This window comes from Paenibacillus sp. JJ1722 (assembly GCF_048282685.1).
GTDB lineage: Bacteria > Bacillota > Bacilli > Paenibacillales > Paenibacillaceae > Paenibacillus > Paenibacillus polymyxa_B.
The window spans coordinates 4,920,928-4,940,185 of the sequence record NZ_CP182500.1 but is presented as its reverse complement, the minus strand read 5'-3'; the positions used below and the strand labels follow the sequence as shown (position 1 = coordinate 4,940,185).

At 45.0% G+C, this 19,258-nt stretch carries 22 protein-coding genes and 1 other annotated feature; of the genes, 11 read left to right on the top strand and 11 right to left on the bottom strand.

All coding sequences use genetic code 11. The annotated features are described in order from the left end of the window. The first annotated feature begins 235 nt into the window (after nt 1-235). Both lipA and ACM1ND_RS21980 read left to right on the top strand, forming a co-directional pair. Nucleotides 236-1,138 carry a lipoyl synthase gene (lipA, locus tag ACM1ND_RS21985; RefSeq protein WP_023990211.1) on the top strand — a complete coding sequence of 301 codons (903 nt, stop codon included), beginning with the start codon at nt 236-238 and terminating at the stop codon, nt 1,136-1,138. Between the two features lie 24 nt (nt 1,139-1,162). Further along, complete coding sequence (locus tag ACM1ND_RS21980) at nt 1,163-2,077, top strand: YutD family protein (protein ID WP_028541418.1); 915 nt, start codon at nt 1,163-1,165, stop codon at nt 2,075-2,077. A gap of 50 nt (nt 2,078-2,127) precedes the next feature. Here the strand turns inward: ACM1ND_RS21980 and ACM1ND_RS21975 are convergent, their stop codons facing one another. After that, on the bottom strand, nt 2,128-3,006 hold the full coding sequence (locus ACM1ND_RS21975; RefSeq protein WP_053326068.1) for a LysR family transcriptional regulator: 879 nt from the start codon (nt 3,004-3,006) through the stop codon (nt 2,128-2,130). A gap of 161 nt (nt 3,007-3,167) precedes the next feature. Between ACM1ND_RS21975 and ACM1ND_RS21970 the strand changes: the two genes are divergently transcribed. Beyond that, entirely contained in the window at nt 3,168-3,743 is a 576-nt protein-coding gene (locus tag ACM1ND_RS21970; protein WP_071558282.1) for a LysE family transporter, read from the top strand. A gap of 111 nt (nt 3,744-3,854) precedes the next feature. Here the strand turns inward: ACM1ND_RS21970 and ACM1ND_RS21965 are convergent, their stop codons facing one another. Then, nucleotides 3,855-4,658, bottom strand: coding sequence for an NAD kinase (locus ACM1ND_RS21965; RefSeq protein WP_013372943.1), 804 nt, complete (start codon nt 4,656-4,658; stop codon nt 3,855-3,857). 66 nt (nt 4,659-4,724) lie between these two features. Beyond that, nucleotides 4,725-6,023 (bottom strand): sporulation integral membrane protein YlbJ, encoded by a 1,299-nt coding sequence (gene ylbJ / locus ACM1ND_RS21960; RefSeq protein ID WP_418026566.1) that lies wholly within the window; start codon nt 6,021-6,023, stop codon nt 4,725-4,727. A 412-nt stretch (nt 6,024-6,435) separates the two neighbouring features. Between ylbJ and ACM1ND_RS21955 the strand changes: the two genes are divergently transcribed. Beyond that, nucleotides 6,436-6,813, top strand: a complete 378-nt coding sequence (locus ACM1ND_RS21955) for a globin (RefSeq protein WP_023990208.1) — start codon at nt 6,436-6,438, stop codon at nt 6,811-6,813. Nucleotides 6,814-6,855: 42 nt separating this feature from the next. Beyond that, nucleotides 6,856-7,566, top strand: coding sequence for a DUF2225 domain-containing protein (locus tag ACM1ND_RS21950; RefSeq protein WP_418028044.1), 711 nt, complete (start codon nt 6,856-6,858; stop codon nt 7,564-7,566). Nucleotides 7,567-7,658: 92 nt separating this feature from the next. On the opposite strand, the gene ACM1ND_RS21945 is transcribed toward ACM1ND_RS21950, so the two are convergent. Beyond that, a complete protein-coding gene (locus tag ACM1ND_RS21945; protein ID WP_023990206.1) occupies nt 7,659-7,895 on the bottom strand; it encodes a hypothetical protein in 237 nt (78 codons plus the stop codon). Further along, nucleotides 7,892-8,062, bottom strand: a complete 171-nt coding sequence (locus ACM1ND_RS21940) for a YycC family protein (protein ID WP_014277894.1) — start codon at nt 8,060-8,062, stop codon at nt 7,892-7,894. Before ACM1ND_RS21940 ends, ACM1ND_RS21945 begins: the two co-directional genes overlap by 4 nt. Before the next feature lie 97 nt (nt 8,063-8,159). On the opposite strand from ACM1ND_RS21940, the gene ACM1ND_RS21935 reads away from it, so the two are divergent. Together ACM1ND_RS21935 and ACM1ND_RS21930 are read left to right on the top strand one after the other, a co-directional pair. Then, nucleotides 8,160-9,947, top strand: a complete 1,788-nt coding sequence (locus tag ACM1ND_RS21935; protein WP_028541419.1) for a M3 family oligoendopeptidase — start codon at nt 8,160-8,162, stop codon at nt 9,945-9,947. 259 nt (nt 9,948-10,206) lie between these two features. Next, the gene (locus ACM1ND_RS21930; RefSeq protein ID WP_023990204.1) at nt 10,207-10,608 is read left to right on the top strand and encodes a hypothetical protein; all 402 of its coding nucleotides are present in this window, start codon (nt 10,207-10,209) and stop codon (nt 10,606-10,608) included. A gap of 244 nt (nt 10,609-10,852) precedes the next feature. On the opposite strand, the gene ACM1ND_RS21925 is transcribed toward ACM1ND_RS21930, so the two are convergent. Further along, nucleotides 10,853-11,089: an alpha/beta-type small acid-soluble spore protein gene (locus tag ACM1ND_RS21925; RefSeq protein ID WP_013311861.1), complete on the bottom strand. Its 237-nt coding sequence runs from the start codon at nt 11,087-11,089 to the stop codon at nt 10,853-10,855. Between the two features lie 90 nt (nt 11,090-11,179). Continuing rightward, nucleotides 11,180-12,145: an aldose 1-epimerase gene (locus ACM1ND_RS21920; protein ID WP_023990203.1), complete on the bottom strand. Its 966-nt coding sequence runs from the start codon at nt 12,143-12,145 to the stop codon at nt 11,180-11,182. A 141-nt stretch (nt 12,146-12,286) separates the two neighbouring features. After that, nucleotides 12,287-12,545: a binding site (T-box leader), on the top strand. A 53-nt stretch (nt 12,546-12,598) separates the two neighbouring features. Between ACM1ND_RS21920 and trpS the strand changes: the two genes are divergently transcribed. Next, nucleotides 12,599-13,588, top strand: coding sequence for a tryptophan--tRNA ligase (trpS, locus tag ACM1ND_RS21915; RefSeq protein WP_023990202.1), 990 nt, complete (start codon nt 12,599-12,601; stop codon nt 13,586-13,588). 42 nt (nt 13,589-13,630) lie between these two features. Here trpS and ACM1ND_RS21910 read toward each other — a convergent pair whose 3' ends face one another. After that, nucleotides 13,631-13,798, bottom strand: coding sequence for a hypothetical protein (locus tag ACM1ND_RS21910; RefSeq protein WP_007431986.1), 168 nt, complete (start codon nt 13,796-13,798; stop codon nt 13,631-13,633). 121 nt (nt 13,799-13,919) lie between these two features. On the opposite strand from ACM1ND_RS21910, the gene ACM1ND_RS21905 reads away from it, so the two are divergent. Continuing rightward, nucleotides 13,920-14,141, top strand: coding sequence for an alpha/beta-type small acid-soluble spore protein (locus ACM1ND_RS21905; protein WP_013311857.1), 222 nt, complete (start codon nt 13,920-13,922; stop codon nt 14,139-14,141). Nucleotides 14,142-14,394: 253 nt separating this feature from the next. Here the strand turns inward: ACM1ND_RS21905 and ACM1ND_RS21900 are convergent, their stop codons facing one another. After that, nucleotides 14,395-15,378, bottom strand: a complete 984-nt coding sequence (locus ACM1ND_RS21900) for a metal-dependent hydrolase (protein ID WP_023990200.1) — start codon at nt 15,376-15,378, stop codon at nt 14,395-14,397. A gap of 203 nt (nt 15,379-15,581) precedes the next feature. On the opposite strand from ACM1ND_RS21900, the gene cyoE reads away from it, so the two are divergent. Next, nucleotides 15,582-16,526 carry a heme o synthase gene (gene cyoE, locus ACM1ND_RS21895; protein WP_023990199.1) on the top strand — a complete coding sequence of 315 codons (945 nt, stop codon included), beginning with the start codon at nt 15,582-15,584 and terminating at the stop codon, nt 16,524-16,526. Nucleotides 16,527-16,615: 89 nt separating this feature from the next. On the opposite strand, the gene ACM1ND_RS21890 is transcribed toward cyoE, so the two are convergent. Both ACM1ND_RS21890 and ACM1ND_RS21885 read right to left on the bottom strand, forming a co-directional pair. Continuing rightward, nucleotides 16,616-16,960, bottom strand: coding sequence for a toprim domain-containing protein (locus tag ACM1ND_RS21890; protein WP_029518206.1), 345 nt, complete (start codon nt 16,958-16,960; stop codon nt 16,616-16,618). 405 nt (nt 16,961-17,365) lie between these two features. Then, complete coding sequence (locus tag ACM1ND_RS21885) at nt 17,366-18,538, bottom strand: MFS transporter (protein WP_340857780.1); 1,173 nt, start codon at nt 18,536-18,538, stop codon at nt 17,366-17,368. 224 nt (nt 18,539-18,762) lie between these two features. On the opposite strand from ACM1ND_RS21885, the gene ACM1ND_RS21880 reads away from it, so the two are divergent. Next, the gene (locus tag ACM1ND_RS21880; RefSeq protein ID WP_418026565.1) at nt 18,763-19,245 is read left to right on the top strand and encodes a hypothetical protein; all 483 of its coding nucleotides are present in this window, start codon (nt 18,763-18,765) and stop codon (nt 19,243-19,245) included. Nucleotides 19,246-19,258: the final 13 nt, after the last annotated feature.

The window sequence follows — 19,258 nt, the reverse complement described above, 5'->3', positions numbered from 1 at the left end:
CTATAGAAGGGCTTAATCGCCCGGTAAATTCTAGGCCCCGTATTCAATAGCGTGAATAGGGTGCTTTTGTTTAGATTGAGCCATATCCGCCGCTTTTATCCATGTAAAGAGTTTACTTTTTCCGGCATCAATGTCATATCAAAAAGGGAACAATGAATGGAGGTTTTTCCATGGCTTTCATGTTATAATGTATGGCAATGACAGCTTAAGCTTATCAGAAAGAAGGTCTATGCCATTGTCTAGAAAAGTGAAGGAAGCTAAGCCCGACTGGATTCGTATTAAACTTACGACAGGCGATAACTATCAGGAAATCAAGAGCATGATGCGTTCCAAGACATTACATACCGTATGTGAGGAGGCACGATGCCCTAATATATATGAATGCTGGGCCAATAGGACAGCTACATTTATGATTTTGGGTGATACTTGTACGCGTGCGTGTCGTTTTTGCGCAGTAAATACGGGAATGCCTACGGAACTGGACTTGCAGGAGCCTGAACGCGTCGCTGAAGCGGCTGAAAACATGAATTTGAAGCACTGTGTCGTAACCAGTGTGGCTCGCGACGATTTGAAAGATGGGGGTGCTACTATATTTGCAGAAACGGTTCGTGCGATTCGCCGCCGGTTACCTTTTTGCAGTGTAGAAGTATTGATTCCCGATTTTATGGGCGATATTGAATCGCTACGAATCGTCATGGATGCCAAGCCAGATATTCTGAATCATAATATTGAAACGGTGGAGCGAATGTCCGACAAAGTTCGGGCTAAAGCGAAATACCGTCGCTCTCTGGAGCTGCTTCAACGTGCGAAGCAATTAAATCCGGCTATTCCAACGAAATCAAGCATCATGCTAGGTGTCGGGGAAGAGTGGGACGAGATCTTACAAACCATGGATGATCTGCGCAAAGTCGATTGTGACATTATGACAATTGGTCAATATTTGCAGCCGTCCGAGAAACATTTATATGTGCAAAAATATTATCCACCGGAAGATTTTGCGAAGTTAAAGGAAGAGGGATTACAGCGGGGATTCAGCCACGTCGAATCCGGACCGTTGGTCCGCAGCTCCTACCAAGCGCATGAGCAGGTGAAGTCAGCCGCTCAGCATAAGGAAGAAGGCGCCCTTTCGCAGGCTTGATCCGGGAAAGGCGGTCAGAATAGCTTGTTTCAAATCGGTGGTAAAAACTATGAATTGTTGCAGGATCACAAGAACGGGTGGAATCCCGAAGCGTTTCGTGATCGGTATAGTGAAGTGCTGGATCGCTATGATTACATTATTGGTGATTGGGGTTACAATCAGCTACGTCTGAAGGGCTTTTATCGAGACGGTCATCCCAAAGCAAATAAGGATACATCTATAGTGATACTGGACGATTACATTAATGAATACTGCAATTTTGGCTGTGCCTATTTTGTGTTGCAAAAAAGTCGTGAAGTGGTTAATAAAAACGGGGTCAATGATGAAATCATTGCTCCAGATATTCAGCAGTTGGTAGATGCTCAAAGGGAACAAGCAGGAACGCTAGAACCCGAAGAGCAGCAAGAAGTATTGCAACATACAGCTGGAGAACAGGAGTGGCCGCAATCACAGCAGGATTCCACAGCTACGGAGGAATCGCGAGTGGAGCAGCCTCGAGAATCCCGGGAACCACGCGAGTTGCAACGTCGGGAATCGAAGGATGCCCAGGAAGTACGTGAGCGACAGCCGCGTGAAGCTCGCGAAAGTCGTCCATCCAGAGAAGGACGTGAAGGAAATCGGCAGCGTGAGCCACGTGAAGCACGCGATTCGCGCCAGCCAAGAGAACCACGTGAAGCAAAGGATGGACGCAATCCGGGTGAAGGGCAGCAAGCCCGGGAACCACGTAGACAGCGCAATCAGCAAGGGAGTTTCGATAAAAAGGAATCGCGTGGACCACGCTATGAGCGTCAATCAAAGGAAAATCGGGAGGGACGGCAAGTTCGTGTCTCTCGTGAACCTGAGGGCCAGCGTCAGACCCAGCCAGCTGCTAAAGCCGAAAGAGCTGAGGGTAGTAAAAAGAATAAAACATTTACAGCTCCACAACAAAACGGTTCCTGAATTTTCAGGGGCCGTTTTGTTGTGTAAGTACCTCCGAAGTCGCCAAGGGCTTATGACCAACTTTTTGCATGTTTTAAAGTAATAGCAATGAATTCCGATAAGGCTGGAGAAATCCACTTATTTTTGTGATAAGCCACTTGAGAGAAAATTTCTTGAAAGCCACCCTCACAGGGAATGATCTTTAACTTTTCTTGATGAAGTTCCTCTATAACTGTCATGAAAGGTAAACAAGTAATACCTAGCCCACTCATTACACATTGTTTGATCGCTTCAATACTCCATAGCTCCATAATTTGAGAAGAAGTAATTTCACGCTCTTCTAAGTATTTTTCAAACATTGTACGGTAAATACAATCTTTCCCATTGGAAATCAAGGCCTCAGTAAGCTTTTTATTTAAAACATTCATCGTAGAGTCAGGGCTTCCTACAACGACAATAGGCTCTTTATTTAATAAATGGACAGTTAAATTAGAATCACGTAATTCCGGCAACATGACAAACGAGACATCCGCACTCCCATTTAGTAGCGCTTTTTGATTATTTCCACAGGTAGCATTACTAAGTTTAATACTCACGTGAGGATATTTTTTCCTATATTCACTTAGTATAGGTTCTAAGCGATAGACCGTTAAAGACTCAGGAGCCGCTATTTTCAACTCTCCTCGCACAGCCTTCTCATCGTTTGCAATGTTTTCAATCTTGCTATAAGTACTTAAAATTTCTTCTGTATACCCCAGCAACCTTTTCCCAACATCCGTCAACTTTACCTTTCGACCCATTCGATCAAACAGGGGGGCACCAATATGTTTTTCTAGTGCCTGAATATGAGAAGTCACTGTAGATTGAGTGTAACCTAAAAATTCTGCTGCCTGTGTGAAACTTCCCCATTCAATGACTTTTTTGAATGTGACAAAATGACGTATTTCCATAACTCACCCACTTTAATCGAATAGTTATCCCTATTGCTATTGACATCATAAAAATCAATGAATTAATTCATGTATTTCAATTTTACCGATAGATAGGCCTATATTACAATGAATAACGGAACTTATTCAACTATCTTTTATTCTGAGGAGAGATTAACTAAATGATTTTTGCAGCATTCCTTTCCTATGTCATTATTACATCTTTTACTCCGGGACCCAGTAATATGTTGGTGATGAATGAAGCAAGAAGATTTGGATTCAAAGGATCGATCCATTTCTTCATTGGAATTATTTCCGGATTTATTATTCTTGGTGTCGTGACATCCTTGTTAACTGCACGACTATATGAGTGGTTACCTATAGTAGAACCTTACTTTAAAGTTGTTGGTGCGGCATATTTATTGTATCTGGCATGGAAAATTGCTTTGCCTAAGAAAAGTAATGATCAGGATATGTATCGCCAGTTTTCCTTTTCTTCAGGTTTGTTTTTTCAAATTATCAATATAAAAAGTATCTTATATTTTTTAACAGCGACGTCCAGCTTCATACTTCCATATCAGAATTCAAAAGGATCTATGCTCTTTTTAATATGTCTAACCATCCTCATAGGTTGCGCGGCATTATTACTGTGGGCGATATTTGGTTCAGCTTTTAAAAAGATATTTACAAAATACGATAAAATCATTAATACAATCATGTGTCTGTTACTTATCTATTCTGCCGTTACTCTTTTCTAAGGGGTATGACCAGTGTGGACGGTATAACGGTAGCAAATCTACAAAAACTCATTGGGGTTAGCATCACCTACTCAATTAAAAAAAGAGCCAGATTCGGCTCTTTTATAGGTTCTAATTGAGAAAAGCGTTGCGTACTCGATCCCAAAATGGGAAAGGACGGTAACGAGCGAAGCTGATCTTCTGACTTGCGACCTGACATCGAACAGAGATTAAGTCATCCACAGGAAAGTTGAGGTGATCTACTGTCAATAAGAGACGCTGATCTTTCCGTGAAAAAATATCACAATGATGGTGTTTGGGCAGTAGCAATGGCGATCCCAGTGTCCGATACACACGGTTATTAATGGAAGCGATCTCAGTCAATTGCAATGCTTCAATGGTGGGATGAACCATAGCTCCGCCAAGTGCTTTATTATAGGCGGTCGTTCCTGAGGGGGTAGAAACACATATACCATCACCGCGAAACATTTCAAAGGTGATATCGTTAATATCTACTTGGGCAACGACAGTGCCATCCACCCCTTTTAATGTAAATTCATTCAAGGCAATAAAAGAAGCATTGCCTGACTTCTTGTGAATTTCCAACTCAATCAGTGGATACTTAACGATTCTCGGGTTAAGCGGTCCTTCAGATCCGCTTTGGCTCATCAGGTGGATTAGCTCCTCCAGCTCGTCCGCACGCCAATCAGCGTAAAAGCCTAGATGACCGGTATGTACACCAACAAAGGCAATATCCGGAATGCGGTCGATGAAGGTATGAAACGCATGAAGCATCGTACCATCGCCTCCAATAGACACGACGATTTCCGGCGATTCGGCATCCAGCTTGAAATTCTTTTCTTGGGCAAGACGGTGAAATTGCTGACTCAAGTCCATGGAGTGCTGATCCCCGCGATCCAGAACATAATATCTCAAGATGAAAAGCTCCTTTGTCATGGGTATATATCGATCATAATCAATTATGAGCAAGAACACAATCGTTCATTGCCTGTGTGTTCTTCTCAAACGTACATATAAGCGACTTGTACCCACACTCAACCATGAGAGACTAAGCATTCCAGCCAGTATAAAGGCAAGAAACAGCAGACTTTGCAACAACATGACGGACGAGAAGCCAGGAGACCACGCGATGTCGTATATCGGAGAAAAGACTGGAGAGCTTCCCTGTCCCATAAGAGGCCGCCATAACACGAGAGCTAGCAGTGCTGAGATGATGCCGTGCGCAGCCCGGGCCAACAAAAATGGCAAATAACGAAGATCCGTCATATTTAAAATACTTGCAACCTGTGCATGAACCGACAGCCCGCCCCAGGAGAGAACAAAAGCGGCTGCGGCTACCTTGAATGGTAACGCCGCTGCCGTGGCTTTACCTGCGGCTTGCGCTCCTAAAGTGACTTCGAAAATACCACCCACAATGGACTCCGTTAACGTAGGAGGAAGACCACATGCAGTCAATAGGCTTGCCGTAAGCAGATGAAGCCCGCTCATTAAACCGGAGTTCGTCAAAGCTTCTAAAATGACGCAGAAGAATACAACTAGCCCTCCTACGACAATAATAAGGCGTAGGGAGGAAGTAATCGCCTGACGAAGTAACTCACCCAATGGGCGACCATCTTCCAAACGAGCTGTATGCATGGCATATAATGCTTGGCGTAGGGGTCCAGGCTGCCTATTGCGATCTGCTGCTTTTGTATTCTTGGACTTCGACCAGGCTTTTTGAGTAGGTTGAGGGCGGTCGCTGCGAGTATCTGTTTCTCCTGAACGGGAACCGTGGAAGCGCATAAGCAGCCCTATGATGAGCACGCCACCATAATGGGCCGCGCCTAGTACGAGTGCAATTTCTGGTTGATGGAAGAAGCCAACGGAAACCGCACCGATCAAAAATATCGGATCAGAGGAAGTGGTAAACGCGACCAAACGCTCTCCTTCAATGCGTGTGATCCATTTTTGCTCCCACAGCTTGGCTGTTAGTTTAGCTCCAATCGGGTAACCGGATGCACAGCTGACCGCAGCGACAAAACCCCCACAGCCAGGTACACGGAATAGAGGCTGCATCAGCGGATCCAACAGCGCACCTATGAAATGAACAATTCCGAAACCGAGGAGAAGCTCGGAAATAACGAAAAACGGGAATAAAGACGGAAACAGCACGTCCCACCAGATGGCAAGCCCCCGAAGCCCGGCATTCAGAGAAGATTGCGGGTATACAGCCATAAGCATAAACAGGAATAGCAGTGTAAGGATGAGCAGAGGAAGCGAGTAACGACGGTATAGCGACATAGAGGCCCCTCCTTTGGTGTTGTACTAATATACCTATGTCGGGGATGGACAAAGAGTACAAAAAAATCAAAGAAAACGGTTACATTTATTGCTGTATTTTTGTAAATAGTATGTTAAAATAGGAAAACAACGATCCATAACCTTAAGGATGGAGTGATCAGGATGAGTATCGTTGCCGGTCTGTTCGTATGTGCTTTTGTGTATGTTATTCGTGCCTCTCTCGTCCATCCCGGTGAAGAGGATTGGCGGAGTTATTAGTGGTATTTATAGAATGACGAAGCTGTGTGCAACGAAGCACACCCTCTTCATATGTTAAATTGATAAAATGACGCTTATTTTTAGCGTCATTTTTTGTTTTTTGTTATAATACGGGTGTATATTTATTACCATAGCACAGAAAGTTGGAGGAAAAGTGAACCCTAGCCTGAGCATTTATGACAACCTTGGGGGTGCGGAAGGTGTTCGTGCTATTATTGAGGCCTTCTACCCGAGAGTTTATAAAGATCCGTTGTTAAGTCCCCTGTTTCCTAAAGACATGGAACCGGTTAAGGAAAAGCAGTATATGTTCCTGAGCCAGTTTTTTGGAGGACCGTCCCTTTTTTCTGATGCATATGGTCATCCGATGTTACGTGCCAGACATATGAAGTTTCCCGTAACGGAGGAGCGAGCAGAGGCATGGTTGTCTTGTATGGCAGGTGCGTTAACGGATACGGGCATTGAGGAGCCGCTTCGTTCAATCATACTTAACCGTTTGTCTGGTCCTGCGCATCATTTTGTAAATACCCCGTAAGCTTTCGGGGATTGCCGAATTTTGGAGAGGGTTGTAAAAACATTGGAACTTGAACCGTTATATCAGATCAAAATCATTTGCCCACATTGCGAAGAAGAATTTCAGACATCCCGTGTAAGACCAAGCCTAAAGAAGGCCATTCGTACGGATTCAGATTTTTGTGCTTATTATAAGAATGAAAATCCGGATTTTTATGTCGTAAGGGTCTGTCCTCATTGTGGATTTACCTCGACAGAGCACTCTACCGTTCAGTTAAGCGAACAGCAAACCAAGATATTCAAGGATAAAATCGGTAATCGCTGGCAGTCTCGCGAATATAGCGGGCATCGTAGCTGGGAAGAGGCATTAGAAACGTATAAACTGGGTTTACTATGTGCCCAGGTCATCGGAGAAAAGGAACGCGTAGTAGCTAGTCTATTACAGCATATCGCTTGGATGTACAGATACCAGGGAAATGAGGAGCAGGAACTTCGCTTTCTCAAATTTAGCCTGGATTCTTATGTTCGGGTCTATGAGCTGGAGGGTGTCGGGGCGAATAATGCCAAACTGCTTTATCTGATTGGTGAATTGCATCGACGTACAGGCAACTTTAACGAAGCGGTACGCTGGTTTTCGCGTGTCATTAATGACAAAAAGATTATGGATGCAGCCATGATCCGGGCTTCCCGTGAACAGTGGTCTGTACTGCGAGAACAAATGCTGGCTAAAAATTACCAACTGCCGGAGGAAATGCAAGACGCAAGCTCCTCCTGAAGAAATAAAGGTGTGCACTATGGCCGATTTAGGCTCATGGTTCACACCTTGTTTGTAAAACGGGTTATCTTATCTTACAACTGCCTCATGAATTAATGATGACGCAATGTGGTATCTGACAGCAAATAATCGTCATCACAATCCACTAAAGTAACCTTGTTATGGCAGCATGGAAACACAAGCAGCTTTTTCATACCTTCGTGTATGAGCTTAAGTTCTTTTGGCTTCAGGGGCAGCAAAACATTATCATGGTCGCAAAACGGACAAGACTGTACATAAACGTCTCCCATGACGATGTCATAAGGCCAGGTTTTATGAAAAGGGATCATGATTTGTCCGATTCTCCGCCGTTCGGGTCAGCGGTTTCTTCTTTAGCCAGTTCGGCTAGCTTTTGCATCAAAATGTGCTGGGGTGTATGCATAAGGTGTTCCAGCGGAATGCCGAGCTTTTCGGATAATTTCACAGCCGTTTCCGGCGAAATTTGTAAGGGTCTCATCCTGTTTTCCTCCCAATTGTAGTGATTTACTATCACGATGTAGCTTTATTGTATATGAAACCACAAGAATTCGCCAAAAAAGAAAGGTGGAACTATTATGAAAACACCGTTAAAGCAAACATGGGATCTGGAATCTATTTTTAGCGGAGGATCTTCCTCTGCCTCATTTCTTGCATTTTTGGAAGAAATGGAAAGCAAGGTCCAACAACTGCAAGCTCAGCTTAAAGCAGCCAAAGTACCACAAACGGTATTGGATACCGAGCGTCTGGATAGTGTACTGAATAGCATACAGGAGCTGTTTAATGGTGCGTCGCAGGCGGGTTCCTTTGTCTCTTGTCTAACTGCTCAAAACCAGCACGACAAGCTGGCTGTTCAACTGGGGGCGCGTGTCAATACGCTATATGCCCAAGGAAAAAGTGCTTTAGTATCTTTCCAGAACTTGCTGGCACAAACCAGTGAAGACATTTGGCAGAAATGGATGGAGCGCGAAGCTATCCAGCCGATTTCTTTTGTCCTGACCGAATATCGGAACGAAGCACGTGAAAAAATGGCTCCTGAGCTGGAAAGCCTTGCATTGGATCTGGCAGTGGATGGCTACCATGGCTGGGGCGACTTTTATGATACCATTGTCAAAAATATGACGATCCCTGTGCCAGAAAATGGCGAGATCGTAAACCTGTCTGTAGGTCAGGCAGCTAATAAGCTGGATGAAGCAGATCGCAGCGTACGTAAAGACGTGTTTGCACGTTGGGAAGAGGCATGGACTCAGGTAGAGGACTATTGCGCGGATACATTGAATCATTTGGCAGGCTTCCGTCTGAAGCTATATGAAAAACGAGGCTGGACAGATGTGCTTAAGGAACCGCTGGAAATCAGCCGTATGTCTGCACAAACGCTGGATACGATGTGGCAGGTTATTAATGAAACAAAGCCTATTGTAGTCAAATACTTGGAGCGGAAAGCAAAACTGCTGGGCTTAGAGAAGCTGTCCTGGCATGACGTTGAAGCTCCGCTGGGGACGTCAACCACTAAAATCCCTTACGACGATGCTGCTGTAACGATTGTTGAGCAATTTGGTAAATTTAGCTCGAGAATGGCTGACTTTGCCCAAATGGCTTTTGAGAAAAGCTGGATCGAAGCAGAAGATCGTCCAGGCAAACGTCCGGGTGGTTTCTGTACATCTCTGCGTCTGAGCAAAGAGACCCGTATTTTTATGACCTATGCCGGATCACCATCCAATGTTTCGACACTGGCCCATGAGCTCGGACACGGTTATCATCAGCATGTGATGAATGAATTGCACCCATTGAATCAAAATTATGCCATGAACGTAGCTGAGACGGCATCGACGCTGGCAGAACTAATTGTATCAGATGCGTTGCTGGAAGCTGCCGAGGGTCAGGAGAAGGTGGCTTTGCTGGAGGATAAAATTCAGCGTGGTGTAGCCTTCTTTATGAACATTCATGCCCGTTTCCTGTTTGAAACCCGTTTTTACGAGCTGCGGAAAAAAGGAGTCGTAGGAGCACAACAATTAAGCGAGTTGATGGAACAAGCGCAGCGTGAAGCGTTTAGTGGTGTCCTGGATGAGGCTCATCCTCATTTTTGGGCATCCAAGCTGCATTTCTATATTACGAATACTCCTTTCTACAACTTCCCGTACACATTCGGGTATATGTTCAGTGCAGGAATTTACGCTTTTGCGAAGGAAAATCCTGACGGCTTCGCCGACCAATATGATGCCTTGCTGCGTGATACAGGTCGCATGACAGTCGAAGAATTGGCTTCCAAGCACTTAGGTACCGATTTAACACAGGCTGACTTCTGGCGTAATGCTGCGCAAGTTACTGTTCAGGATATTGAGCAATTTTTACAAATGACAAAATAACGGATTTACACTTTAGAGGTCTCCCACGAGGGAGGCCTTTTTTGTAATTTTTGCAGAAGATGATGAATAAAGTCGCAAAATGTCGAAGTGTAATTAACATTACCTGTTGGCGAAATTTAAAATGATGGATATACTTAGAAAATAGTTATAAATACCCAATTATGTTGGTTTTGATTGTAAGGTTAAAAATCTTCGCATATAATTGAGCCGTAAGACCTATTAAATATTTTTGGATAAGGTATATAGGAGGGTTTTTGTAATGGATGAAGTAGGTCAATTGTCGTTGGCAAGGCAGATGGATATCGTTTTAAAAGAACTGGATAATGAACTGGCGGGTTTGTCGTCAGGTATCGTATTTGTACAAATACGTAACAATGTAGTTGGGAAATTTGGGATTCGTCATAATCCGCTTGCAGGTAAAGGTGGCACATTTGCAGCAGTAGAACCGGGGTTATCAGTAAAGCATCGGGAGGATTTTCGGCGTATGGCCCTAGAAACGCTAAATCATAAGCGTAGCTGGACTCATGGTGAGATTGCTTTCGATTTTGCCATCAGACAAGGAACGATTTTGGTAGATGCAACACTGGAGTCCAACTACAACATGGCGAATCTCATGATCCGCTACAACAAGCCTACATACCGAGCGGCTAATTCGGAATAAACATTTATATGAGAATTTTGCAAATATCCCATAAGCGACTTCCAATGAACAAGATATAGATCGAAATGGTTAGTTCGTCTATATCTTGCACTTCGGAGCGACTGGAATCGAATTTTGCAAAATCCTGATAAAAAAGAGTAAAGAAAAGGCGGCCTTCCTAGGGAAGACCGCCTTTGTTATATGCCCGTTATAACGCATTTTGGTAAATTACGATGAACGGAATGCTCACGCGGAATAATGACGCTTATTGACCTGAACGACCTGATAATTGCTGTTCGGCCAGCTGTACCAAGCGTTTAGTGATATAGCCTCCCAGAGAACCAGCTTCACGGGATGGCATGTCACCGTAGTAACCATCTGCCGGAATGGTGATGCCCAGCTCTTGTGCAGCTTCATATTTCAATTGTTGCAATGCGTTGTTGGCTTGAGGAACAACTAGGTTGTTACTGCGACGGCTTCTGCCTTGATTAGCTTCATTCATGTGTAGTCACCTCCTTCGGCTGTGATGAGGTTAGTATGCGACAGAGTTATGAAAATATGCGCCGAAGGAAGAAAAGTGACTAGAGGAAAATTACGGATATATGATATGAATCTGAGTTTTGAGGTCGATGGATTGCTGAGGCTCCAGACGGATCAACCCGGCTTCCCCGACAGGATCAGGTGAATTGGGTGCATCAGGCAGCCATGTATAAGGCTCAATGCAAAGATACTGGTCGCATTCACCTTTGGTATATAAAACCCAATACTTATAGTATTGCTCATCTGCTGTGTAGCGGATTTGATAACCGTCGTCACGGGTCAAAAGAGCTTCAGCAGGGCCTTCCGTTGCCCGCAGCAAAGTATCTAGATTTGTTCCTTTCAAAGAAAGACCCGAAGAGAGCTGCTCCAAGTCATCTAACGAAGTAATGATACCTGTAGGTAGCTGTTCAGCATCCTGCTCATATACGCCGTTCACAGGCAGCTTTAGGCGCCAGCGCTCAGGTTCTCCGTCCACCATAAACCAAGTGTGATATCCCAAGCCAAATGGGGCTGCTTTTTCACCTAAATTCGTTACGCGCAGCGTTTGACTTAATACAGCACCCTGCAAGCGATACGTCATCTCCAAACGTAAAGGAATGGGGAATTGTTCCATCCAGTGCGGATCACTTTCTGTCAAAAGCTCAGTAGTAACACTGCAACCTTCTTCATCCTCTTCAATATCACTGCAGCGCCAGGACTGATTACGATGCAGACCGTGTATATGATTGTCATTGGCTGTATTTCGGTCGAACTGATAAGGAACACCGTCAAACTCAAATTGTCCCTTGCGAATTCGGCCTGGAGGAATCAAAATGGGCAAGCCAAAATGATAAGGCTTTTGTAAATAGAAAGCCAATTCTTCCTCACCAGGCCGACGTACGATATCCCGGTCGAGCTTCAGATCACGCACTGAGATAATATTATTCCCGAGGCGAGGGATCATCGTAACTTCCAGTTCACCACTATGTAAAACATACGTGTCGTAACCGTTCCAGTGTTCTTTGGTCACTTGTTTCATATCCATGCTCCTTTGTCCACTATAATCGGTTGAAGCTTCGTGTCATTATGATAACAGATTTTTGATCGTAGGGCACAATCGTCATTTGACAATAACATTATGCGGAATTATCATTAATGTAGTTTAGAAAGTAATGACATGGATAACACGATGATGAGGACAAGTAAGCTTTCGCATAAGCTCTTCAGAAAGCCGGTGGTGGATGGGAACCGGTGAGCCTGCACTGCTGAATGGACCTTGGAGTGCCGCACAGAACAGGATTCTACTGTCCTCAGTATGGCGGCCGATTGCTCCCCGTTAACGGAGCTTTAAGATTGCAGGCAGCCACGGAGCATAGCTCCGACAAGTAATAGGCTGACGGCAATGAATAAGGGTGGTACCACGGTCTCGCGTCCCTTGAGGATGCGGGGCCTTTTTGCGTTCTAATTTTGAAATAAACTGAGGAGGAAGAATATGAAAACTGTACTTTCAGGTATTCAGCCTAGCGGACAACTTACTTTGGGCAATTACATTGGTGCAATGAAAAACTTTGTCAAATTGCAAGAGGATCATCAATGCTACTTTATGGTCGTAGACCTTCATGCAATTACCGTACCGCAGGAACCGGCCCAATTACGTGAGCAGTCGGAGGCGGTAGCGGCATTATTTATCGCAGCAGGTATTAACCCGGAGAAATCCAATGTCTTTTTACAATCCCATGTTCCTCAGCACGCTGAGCTGGGATGGTTGATGACAACACTGACGAATATGGGCGAGCTGGAACGTATGACTCAGTTTAAGGACAAAGCGGCAGGCAAGGACTCCGTAGGAGCAGGGCTGTTCGTATATCCATCGTTGATGGCAGCTGACATTTTGCTCTACAACGCGGATCTCGTTCCGGTAGGCGACGATCAGAAACAGCATCTGGAGCTGACACGCGATTTGGCGGGTCGCTTTAATCACCGTTACGGAGATTATTTTACTGTTCCCGAACCGTATATCCCTGAAGTAGGGGCGAGAATTATGTCCCTGGATGATGTATCTAAAAAAATGAGTAAGAGCAATCCGAATGCAGGCAGCTTTATTGCCCTGCTGGACGAACCGAAAGTCATACGCAAGAAAATTAGCCGCGCTACGACCGATTCTGGTAGTGAGGTTAGATATGATCCGGCCAATAAACCAGAAATTAGTAATCTGATGGGCATCTACAGCCAGTGTTCCGGTTTGTCGCTCCAAGAAGTGCAGGATCGCTATGAAGGTCAAATGTACGGAACATTTAAAAAAGAACTGGCAGAGACCGTTGTAGCTATGCTTGAACCGATTCAGCAGCGCTATCGCGACATCCGGGAATCCGGTGAGATTGGACGTATTTTGGCCCAATCCGCAGAGCGCGCACAAGAAGCGGCTGAAGTCACGTTGTCTGCGGTCAAAGAGCGCATGGGCTTTCTGCCACGTCTACGCTAAAGCATATTGCTGGCAAAATAGATTAGGCCCTATAGGATTGGCTTAGGAGCGGCGTTGTCGGGCTTTGACCACGAAACCCCAGCCGATATTGCCGACAGATAATAGCCCCAGTAGAATGGCAAGCCATGCGGAATAACTGATGGATATAGCGGCTGCGGTCAGCAGGACAATGGATGAAACGGCGAACCATAGGGATAAACCTTTGCTCATTGGTAAAAACCTCCAGTGTTCGAATGTTGAATTTCAGGAATAAGTAGTTGTAAGCGAGCCATAATAATCTTGCAAGCTTGCAATGAACCTCACTCACAAAGAACTGAAAGGAGATTCAAATATGAGCAGACGTCGTTCAAACAACCTGCAAGTACCGCAGGCCAACGCCGCTTTACAACAATTAAAATATGAGGCAGCTCAAGAACTTGGCATCACCATCCCTCAGGACGGTTACTTCGGTAATGTTGTTTCCCGCGAAACAGGTTCGCTTGGGGGATATATCACGAAAAAGCTGGTCCAACAAGCAGAACAATCCTTGTCGGGCAGCAGCCGTTTGCAGTAATACACATAAACACTCCATCTTGGAAGCTGTATTATGAGCAACTGTGATGAAGAAAATCCGGAGCGATCATGCTCCGGATTTTTTTACGCATGGCCTATGACCATTGTGAATCACGCAAGTCCGCTTCGTCAAGAGGGCGCTTTCATGAGATCTGATTTTTTGCGGGAGTGACCAAAAAAACAGCAAGCTCCCAGATTAAGGGTAGCTTGCTGTCTGTTGTTCATACGGCTTGTTGTTAGCTTGTAAGCAGGTTTTAATTCGTATGCAGGGAAAGGCGTTTTTGCATCTTTTCGTCACTGAGCCATCCAATATAGCTGTTGATCAGTCCGAACTGCTTATCCATCGCGACCACAGCCACGAATGGATATTGTCTCCGGTGTCGATACCTGACGTCTCCCCATCGCACAATATAGCCCCATTCCAGTTCCTCCACCTCGGCAACGGCAAAGGAGGAAAAATAGCGAAATGCCTGCACATCGCGATAGGATTTGGAGGCTTCTACGGCAGGATGTGTGGATGGAATTGCATGTTTCGTCCAAAATAAGTGTTTGCCATTTAATCCGCCAATGTCATAACTTCCATTCTGATGAGCTTTTACCACATGCCACCGGTTCCATGATACGGTGGGAATGATATAATAGATGTCGCCCTCCTGACGCTCATTGTCCATATTACGTACCGCTTTTCTGGTTATAAAATGACTCCAGGTTCGCCAAATGTAATATAGGCCAATAATAACGTACAGCGTAATAAATAAGGGAGCGGGTGGAGTCAATCCGGTGATCCACAGCATAATCGCAGCAACATGGGTGCCAAAAATAAAGGGATCGAAAATATGGATGATATTCCAAGATATCCACTTGTTTGTAAACGGCCGGAATGCCTGTGTTCCGTACGTATTAAATAAATCTGTGAATACATGCAGGCAGACGGCAATCGTTACCCATAATGCTACATGACCTGGGGGCACATCTCTGAAGATCAGGCAAATCAGTCCTGTTATGGACAAGATCCATATCAACCAGAAGGGAATTGAATGCGACAGTCCACGGTGATTGCGAATGTAGGCTGCATTGTTTTTCAACCGAAGCAAAGTGTCAAAATCCGGAGCTTGTGACCCTACGACTGTAGCGAGCAGTATGACTGCGGCCAACTTTGGATCTCCGGCGACGACAGGATCAGTGTAGGCCAGCCCGGCCAATCCGATTCCCATGACAAAGTGTGTGGCTGTATCCATATCTGTCGCTCCTTTTGTATTGTTTCCTGTACTTATTACTACCCAAATTTACTGTAAACGATCAGCAGGGGCGATTTGCCATCGGAATTGTGAACGTTTTGTGCGTTTTCTGTCAAACTTTTTGGGGTAGGTATATGATAAAATTTATATCGGAGTTCAACTTACTCCCGAATTCATACATCTCTAAGGGGGAGTTACTCACAATGGATAATATAAGTTATAAGACTTCTTCGGATGCGGCTACCTATTCTGTAAAATCTAAACCACCCGGTAAAGCGGGCACTTGGAAAGATTTTATTACAGTTACCAAGCCAGGCATCCTTCGTACCAATCTGGTTGCAGCCTTTGGTGGTTTTTGGTTAGCATCGCAATGGGATGTTGACTATATAAAGCTAATTCTTACACTTTTAGGTACAATGCTGGTTATGGCGTCTTCTTGTGTTTTTAACAACTATTTTGACCGTGAGCTGGATTTGAAAATGGAGCGTACACGTAATCGCTCACTGCCAACAGGGCGTCTGACCCCTACAACGGTGTTGTCATACGCTATTATTTTGGGCGTTGTTGGGTTAGCTGTTCTATTCTCCTTCTCTGGTGTAACGGCAGGATTACTGGGATTACTTGGTATGTTCGTCTACGTCGGTATTTATACACTTTGGTTAAAACGTTCGTCTACATGGAGCACATCCATCGGCGGTATTTCTGGTGCAATGCCTCCGGTGATTGGTTATGTGGCCGCTTCGGGTCGTATTGATATGGGCGCTTGGCTCTTATTCGCTCTCCTGTTCTTATGGCAGCCTCCTCACTTTTGGGCACTTGCTATTCGCAGAGTTGAGGAATATCGCGCAGCAGGATTTCCGTTGTTGCCAGTCGTAAAAGGTATCCATCGGACGAAGATTCAGATGATTCCTTATATTGTATTGCTGATTCCGGTACCCATCCTTATGTATGCTTATGGATATGCCGGTATGATTTTTATGATCGTGTCCGTGTTACTGTCCGTGCTGTGGGCATTCTATGCCTTTAAAGGTTTTACGATTAAGGAAGAAGAAACGGATTCCTGGGCGAAGAAAGTATTTTTCTTTTCCATTAACCATCTGACACTCAGTTTCTTGCTGATGATCGTCGATACGGTTCATAAGTTCTAATGTCATTTTAGAGGCATTTTATAGTGCACCATATAGCTGTCCAACAGGCATGAAAGCGGCCTGAGGACAGCTTTTTGTTATTTTAAAGACTAAAGAACAGGTGGCGGGTATATAATGTATTCTTCCAACCCTGCTTTTTCCAATTGAGCGATCACATATTCGTCTGGAGTGCCTTCTACGCCAGCGTATCCTTTGCGGGTATACATATGGTAGGCATCCGGAAAAGAGTCTGCAAGTACACCCCTTATTTTTTTCCCTGAGCTGTCATTGTCCATAAATAAATATATTTCGTCGTGCTTGGCCCGCTTGTGGAGGGATTCCAGTTTTATAGAGTTTAGTGTGCCGAAGGTGCATAAAATGTGGACCTCCGGGTCAAGTAATCGGCGAAGTTTGCTGCGGTCATTTTTCCCTTCGACGATCACGGTTATCGCCATGTAAGCTCACCCCTTGTCTGATACATATGCTCGAAATTCCCCGGGAAATGAAGAATATGTGTATAGTGTAGCTCCAAATAGGGTTCTCATGCAAAAAATAACAAAACAGCCTGCCAGAAGTGGCAGGCATGGGCACAAGGGGCAACATGTTAGGGCGATTCAGACATTAAATCCAGCAAGTACGGAGAATGATGACGAGCAGAATATAAAGAACAAGAATGGTGCCAGTTGAAGTTCCAATAGGGCAAGGATGACAGTGGCTCACAGGCTGCACCTCCCTTTGTTAGTGAATGTTCAGTCAAAATAGTCTATGTGGATAGGGGTATAGTGTACTGTGCATTTGCCCTCTGGAACGGTATTTTGGGCTTTATAGGTAGGACAATAGCAACCGCTGTCTCAGACTAGCTAGGAATGATAAGGTCCTGAGGCAGACAGTGGCGGCGTCGGAGATAAGCGCTTAACGGGAACGAATAGCAGGCCAGCCATCAGAATCAGAAATGCGATAAAAAAAGGAGAAATGTGATCGGGTAGCTGACCTGCCAGTACAGGTCCGGCAAAGGAGCCGATAGATGTTGCAATAGACTGTAGTGCAAAGGTTTTACCCAGTCGCGCACCTCCAATTCGTATGAAAAGAGAGGCCAGCGCTGGAAAAATGATACCTTTGGCTGTTCCCAAAATAAAAAGTATGATGCCAATCGCCGCTTCAGGCGTGGTGGCGAGTGCGTAGAAACTTAGAGACATCAAAATAATGCCACAAAGTAGCCGCGCCATGGGTGAATATTTGTTCAGAAACAGCAAGCTGAGCGTACAAAGTGCTCCCAAACTGATGATGGAAAAGAGCAATCCGGTGGACATCATGGACGCAGAACCGTTATTTCGTAATGGGATTTCGTAAAATAAAATGCCTTGTGCACACGCCAAAACAAAAGGCAGGAGCAGGTAGCGCCAATTGAATGGTAAACGCGTCTTCTGTACCCCGGATAGTGGAGCGGGTGTCGCATGACCATCTGATAATTGGGCCTGTGGAGCGGGAGCTCTTTTGGGCAAGGTGAAATAAGCCATAAGTCCCGTGACTACGAGAATGATGCCAAGGGAACTAAACGTCTCACTAAAGCCGAAACTGGCTACGATAAATGCGCCGGCGGCTGGAGACAGGACAGAGGCCAATGTGTGAACGACACCATGTCCCGACATATATTTGCCCTGCGTAACTGGATGATCGGATAGCTGTGCCAACAGGGCCAGACAGGCTGGAGATAAAAAGGCCAACACAAAACCGCTAATCGCCCGAAGAAAAAGTAATTCCCACGGTGTGTGGATGTACGATTGAATGATAAGAATGATGCCTGCGGCTGTTAGGCTGAACATAATATATCGGCGGCTGCCGTGTTTGTCGACCTTGGGGCCGGCCATCAAATTACCAGGCAGGTGAGTTAGAGAGTAAATCCCCATCATCCAGCCGATAAAAGTAGGTGCTGCACCGAGGGAGATAGCGAATGGTGTCAAAATAGGATATTGTGCATGCAGATCGAAAAAGGCAATGAATAAAAAAAGATACAGCCAGAGGGCTGTTTTCATGGGATGACCCCCCTTCCCTAATGTAAACTTTCATGTTGCACTACGTATCGGCCCTTCCTAAGTTGTACGCTGGAGTGGACGAACATAGACCACTTTGTATGGACAAGAATTGAATAACAAGGTGTGTAAAAGAGCTAAGCTGACAGGGCATCACGTAATCATGTATAATTACAGAGACAATTTTGTGATTTAAATGATGTAGTTGAAAACGGGAGTGTAGCGAAATGGATAAGGGCGTCTGGACAGAGTTTTTGGAACATAATTGGCAGATCGTTCAGGATAACTGGCTGTATATATTAATTGGGCTTGTCCTATTGTTAGTCATATTGAAGGTTGTAAGAACTCTCATAAAATGGCTGATTGTTATTGTCATAATTGCAGGCTTGCTTATCTACAGTGGCATTTCCTTTGAACAGGTCGGCAAGGTCGTTACTCAGGCAAAGGATGATGCGATTAACAAGGTTCAGAGCGAGGCTTTGAACATGATGATCAAAGAGGGACGGGATGCCCAATACACATCCAACGCGGATGGTACGTTTTCGGTAACCAGCTCCAACCTGGAAGTGAAAGGTCCATTTGATGGTGACAAGGTCAAGGTATGGTTTCAGGGGATGTCGCTGGGCGAGTGGAGTATGGGCGATACCGTCAAGAAATATATCGAAGGTGCGAAAGGCTCGGCTGTAACACAGTCGCCACAGTCGCCGTAGAGACAGGAGGAAC

What these genes read in the sequence shown, in the direction of transcription:
- ACM1ND_RS21900 (WP_023990200.1), bottom strand. Translation starts at nt 15,378, where the DNA reads ATGGATACAGCCACACACTTTGTCATGGGAATCGGATTGGCCGGGCTG.
- ACM1ND_RS21945 (WP_023990206.1), bottom strand. Translation starts at nt 7,895, where the DNA reads ATGATCCCTTTTCATAAAACCTGGCCTTATGACATCGTCATGGGAGAC.
- ACM1ND_RS21885 (WP_340857780.1), bottom strand. Translation starts at nt 18,538, where the DNA reads ATGAAAACAGCCCTCTGGCTGTATCTTTTTTTATTCATTGCCTTTTTC.
- ACM1ND_RS21930 (WP_023990204.1), top strand. Translation starts at nt 10,207, where the DNA reads ATGGATGAAGTAGGTCAATTGTCGTTGGCAAGGCAGATGGATATCGTT.
- ylbJ (WP_418026566.1), bottom strand. Translation starts at nt 6,023, where the DNA reads ATGTCGCTATACCGTCGTTACTCGCTTCCTCTGCTCATCCTTACACTG.
- ACM1ND_RS21975 (WP_053326068.1), bottom strand. Translation starts at nt 3,006, where the DNA reads ATGGAAATACGTCATTTTGTCACATTCAAAAAAGTCATTGAATGGGGA.
- ACM1ND_RS21920 (WP_023990203.1), bottom strand. Translation starts at nt 12,145, where the DNA reads ATGAAACAAGTGACCAAAGAACACTGGAACGGTTACGACACGTATGTT.
- ACM1ND_RS21970 (WP_071558282.1), top strand. Translation starts at nt 3,168, where the DNA reads ATGATTTTTGCAGCATTCCTTTCCTATGTCATTATTACATCTTTTACT.
- cyoE (WP_023990199.1), top strand. Translation starts at nt 15,582, where the DNA reads ATGGATAATATAAGTTATAAGACTTCTTCGGATGCGGCTACCTATTCT.
- ACM1ND_RS21935 (WP_028541419.1), top strand. Translation starts at nt 8,160, where the DNA reads ATGAAAACACCGTTAAAGCAAACATGGGATCTGGAATCTATTTTTAGC.
- ACM1ND_RS21910 (WP_007431986.1), bottom strand. Translation starts at nt 13,798, where the DNA reads ATGAGCAAAGGTTTATCCCTATGGTTCGCCGTTTCATCCATTGTCCTG.
- ACM1ND_RS21905 (WP_013311857.1), top strand. Translation starts at nt 13,920, where the DNA reads ATGAGCAGACGTCGTTCAAACAACCTGCAAGTACCGCAGGCCAACGCC.
- ACM1ND_RS21925 (WP_013311861.1), bottom strand. Translation starts at nt 11,089, where the DNA reads ATGAATGAAGCTAATCAAGGCAGAAGCCGTCGCAGTAACAACCTAGTT.
- ACM1ND_RS21940 (WP_014277894.1), bottom strand. Translation starts at nt 8,062, where the DNA reads ATGAGACCCTTACAAATTTCGCCGGAAACGGCTGTGAAATTATCCGAA.
- ACM1ND_RS21880 (WP_418026565.1), top strand. Translation starts at nt 18,763, where the DNA reads ATGGATAAGGGCGTCTGGACAGAGTTTTTGGAACATAATTGGCAGATC.
- trpS (WP_023990202.1), top strand. Translation starts at nt 12,599, where the DNA reads ATGAAAACTGTACTTTCAGGTATTCAGCCTAGCGGACAACTTACTTTG.
- ACM1ND_RS21890 (WP_029518206.1), bottom strand. Translation starts at nt 16,960, where the DNA reads ATGGCGATAACCGTGATCGTCGAAGGGAAAAATGACCGCAGCAAACTT.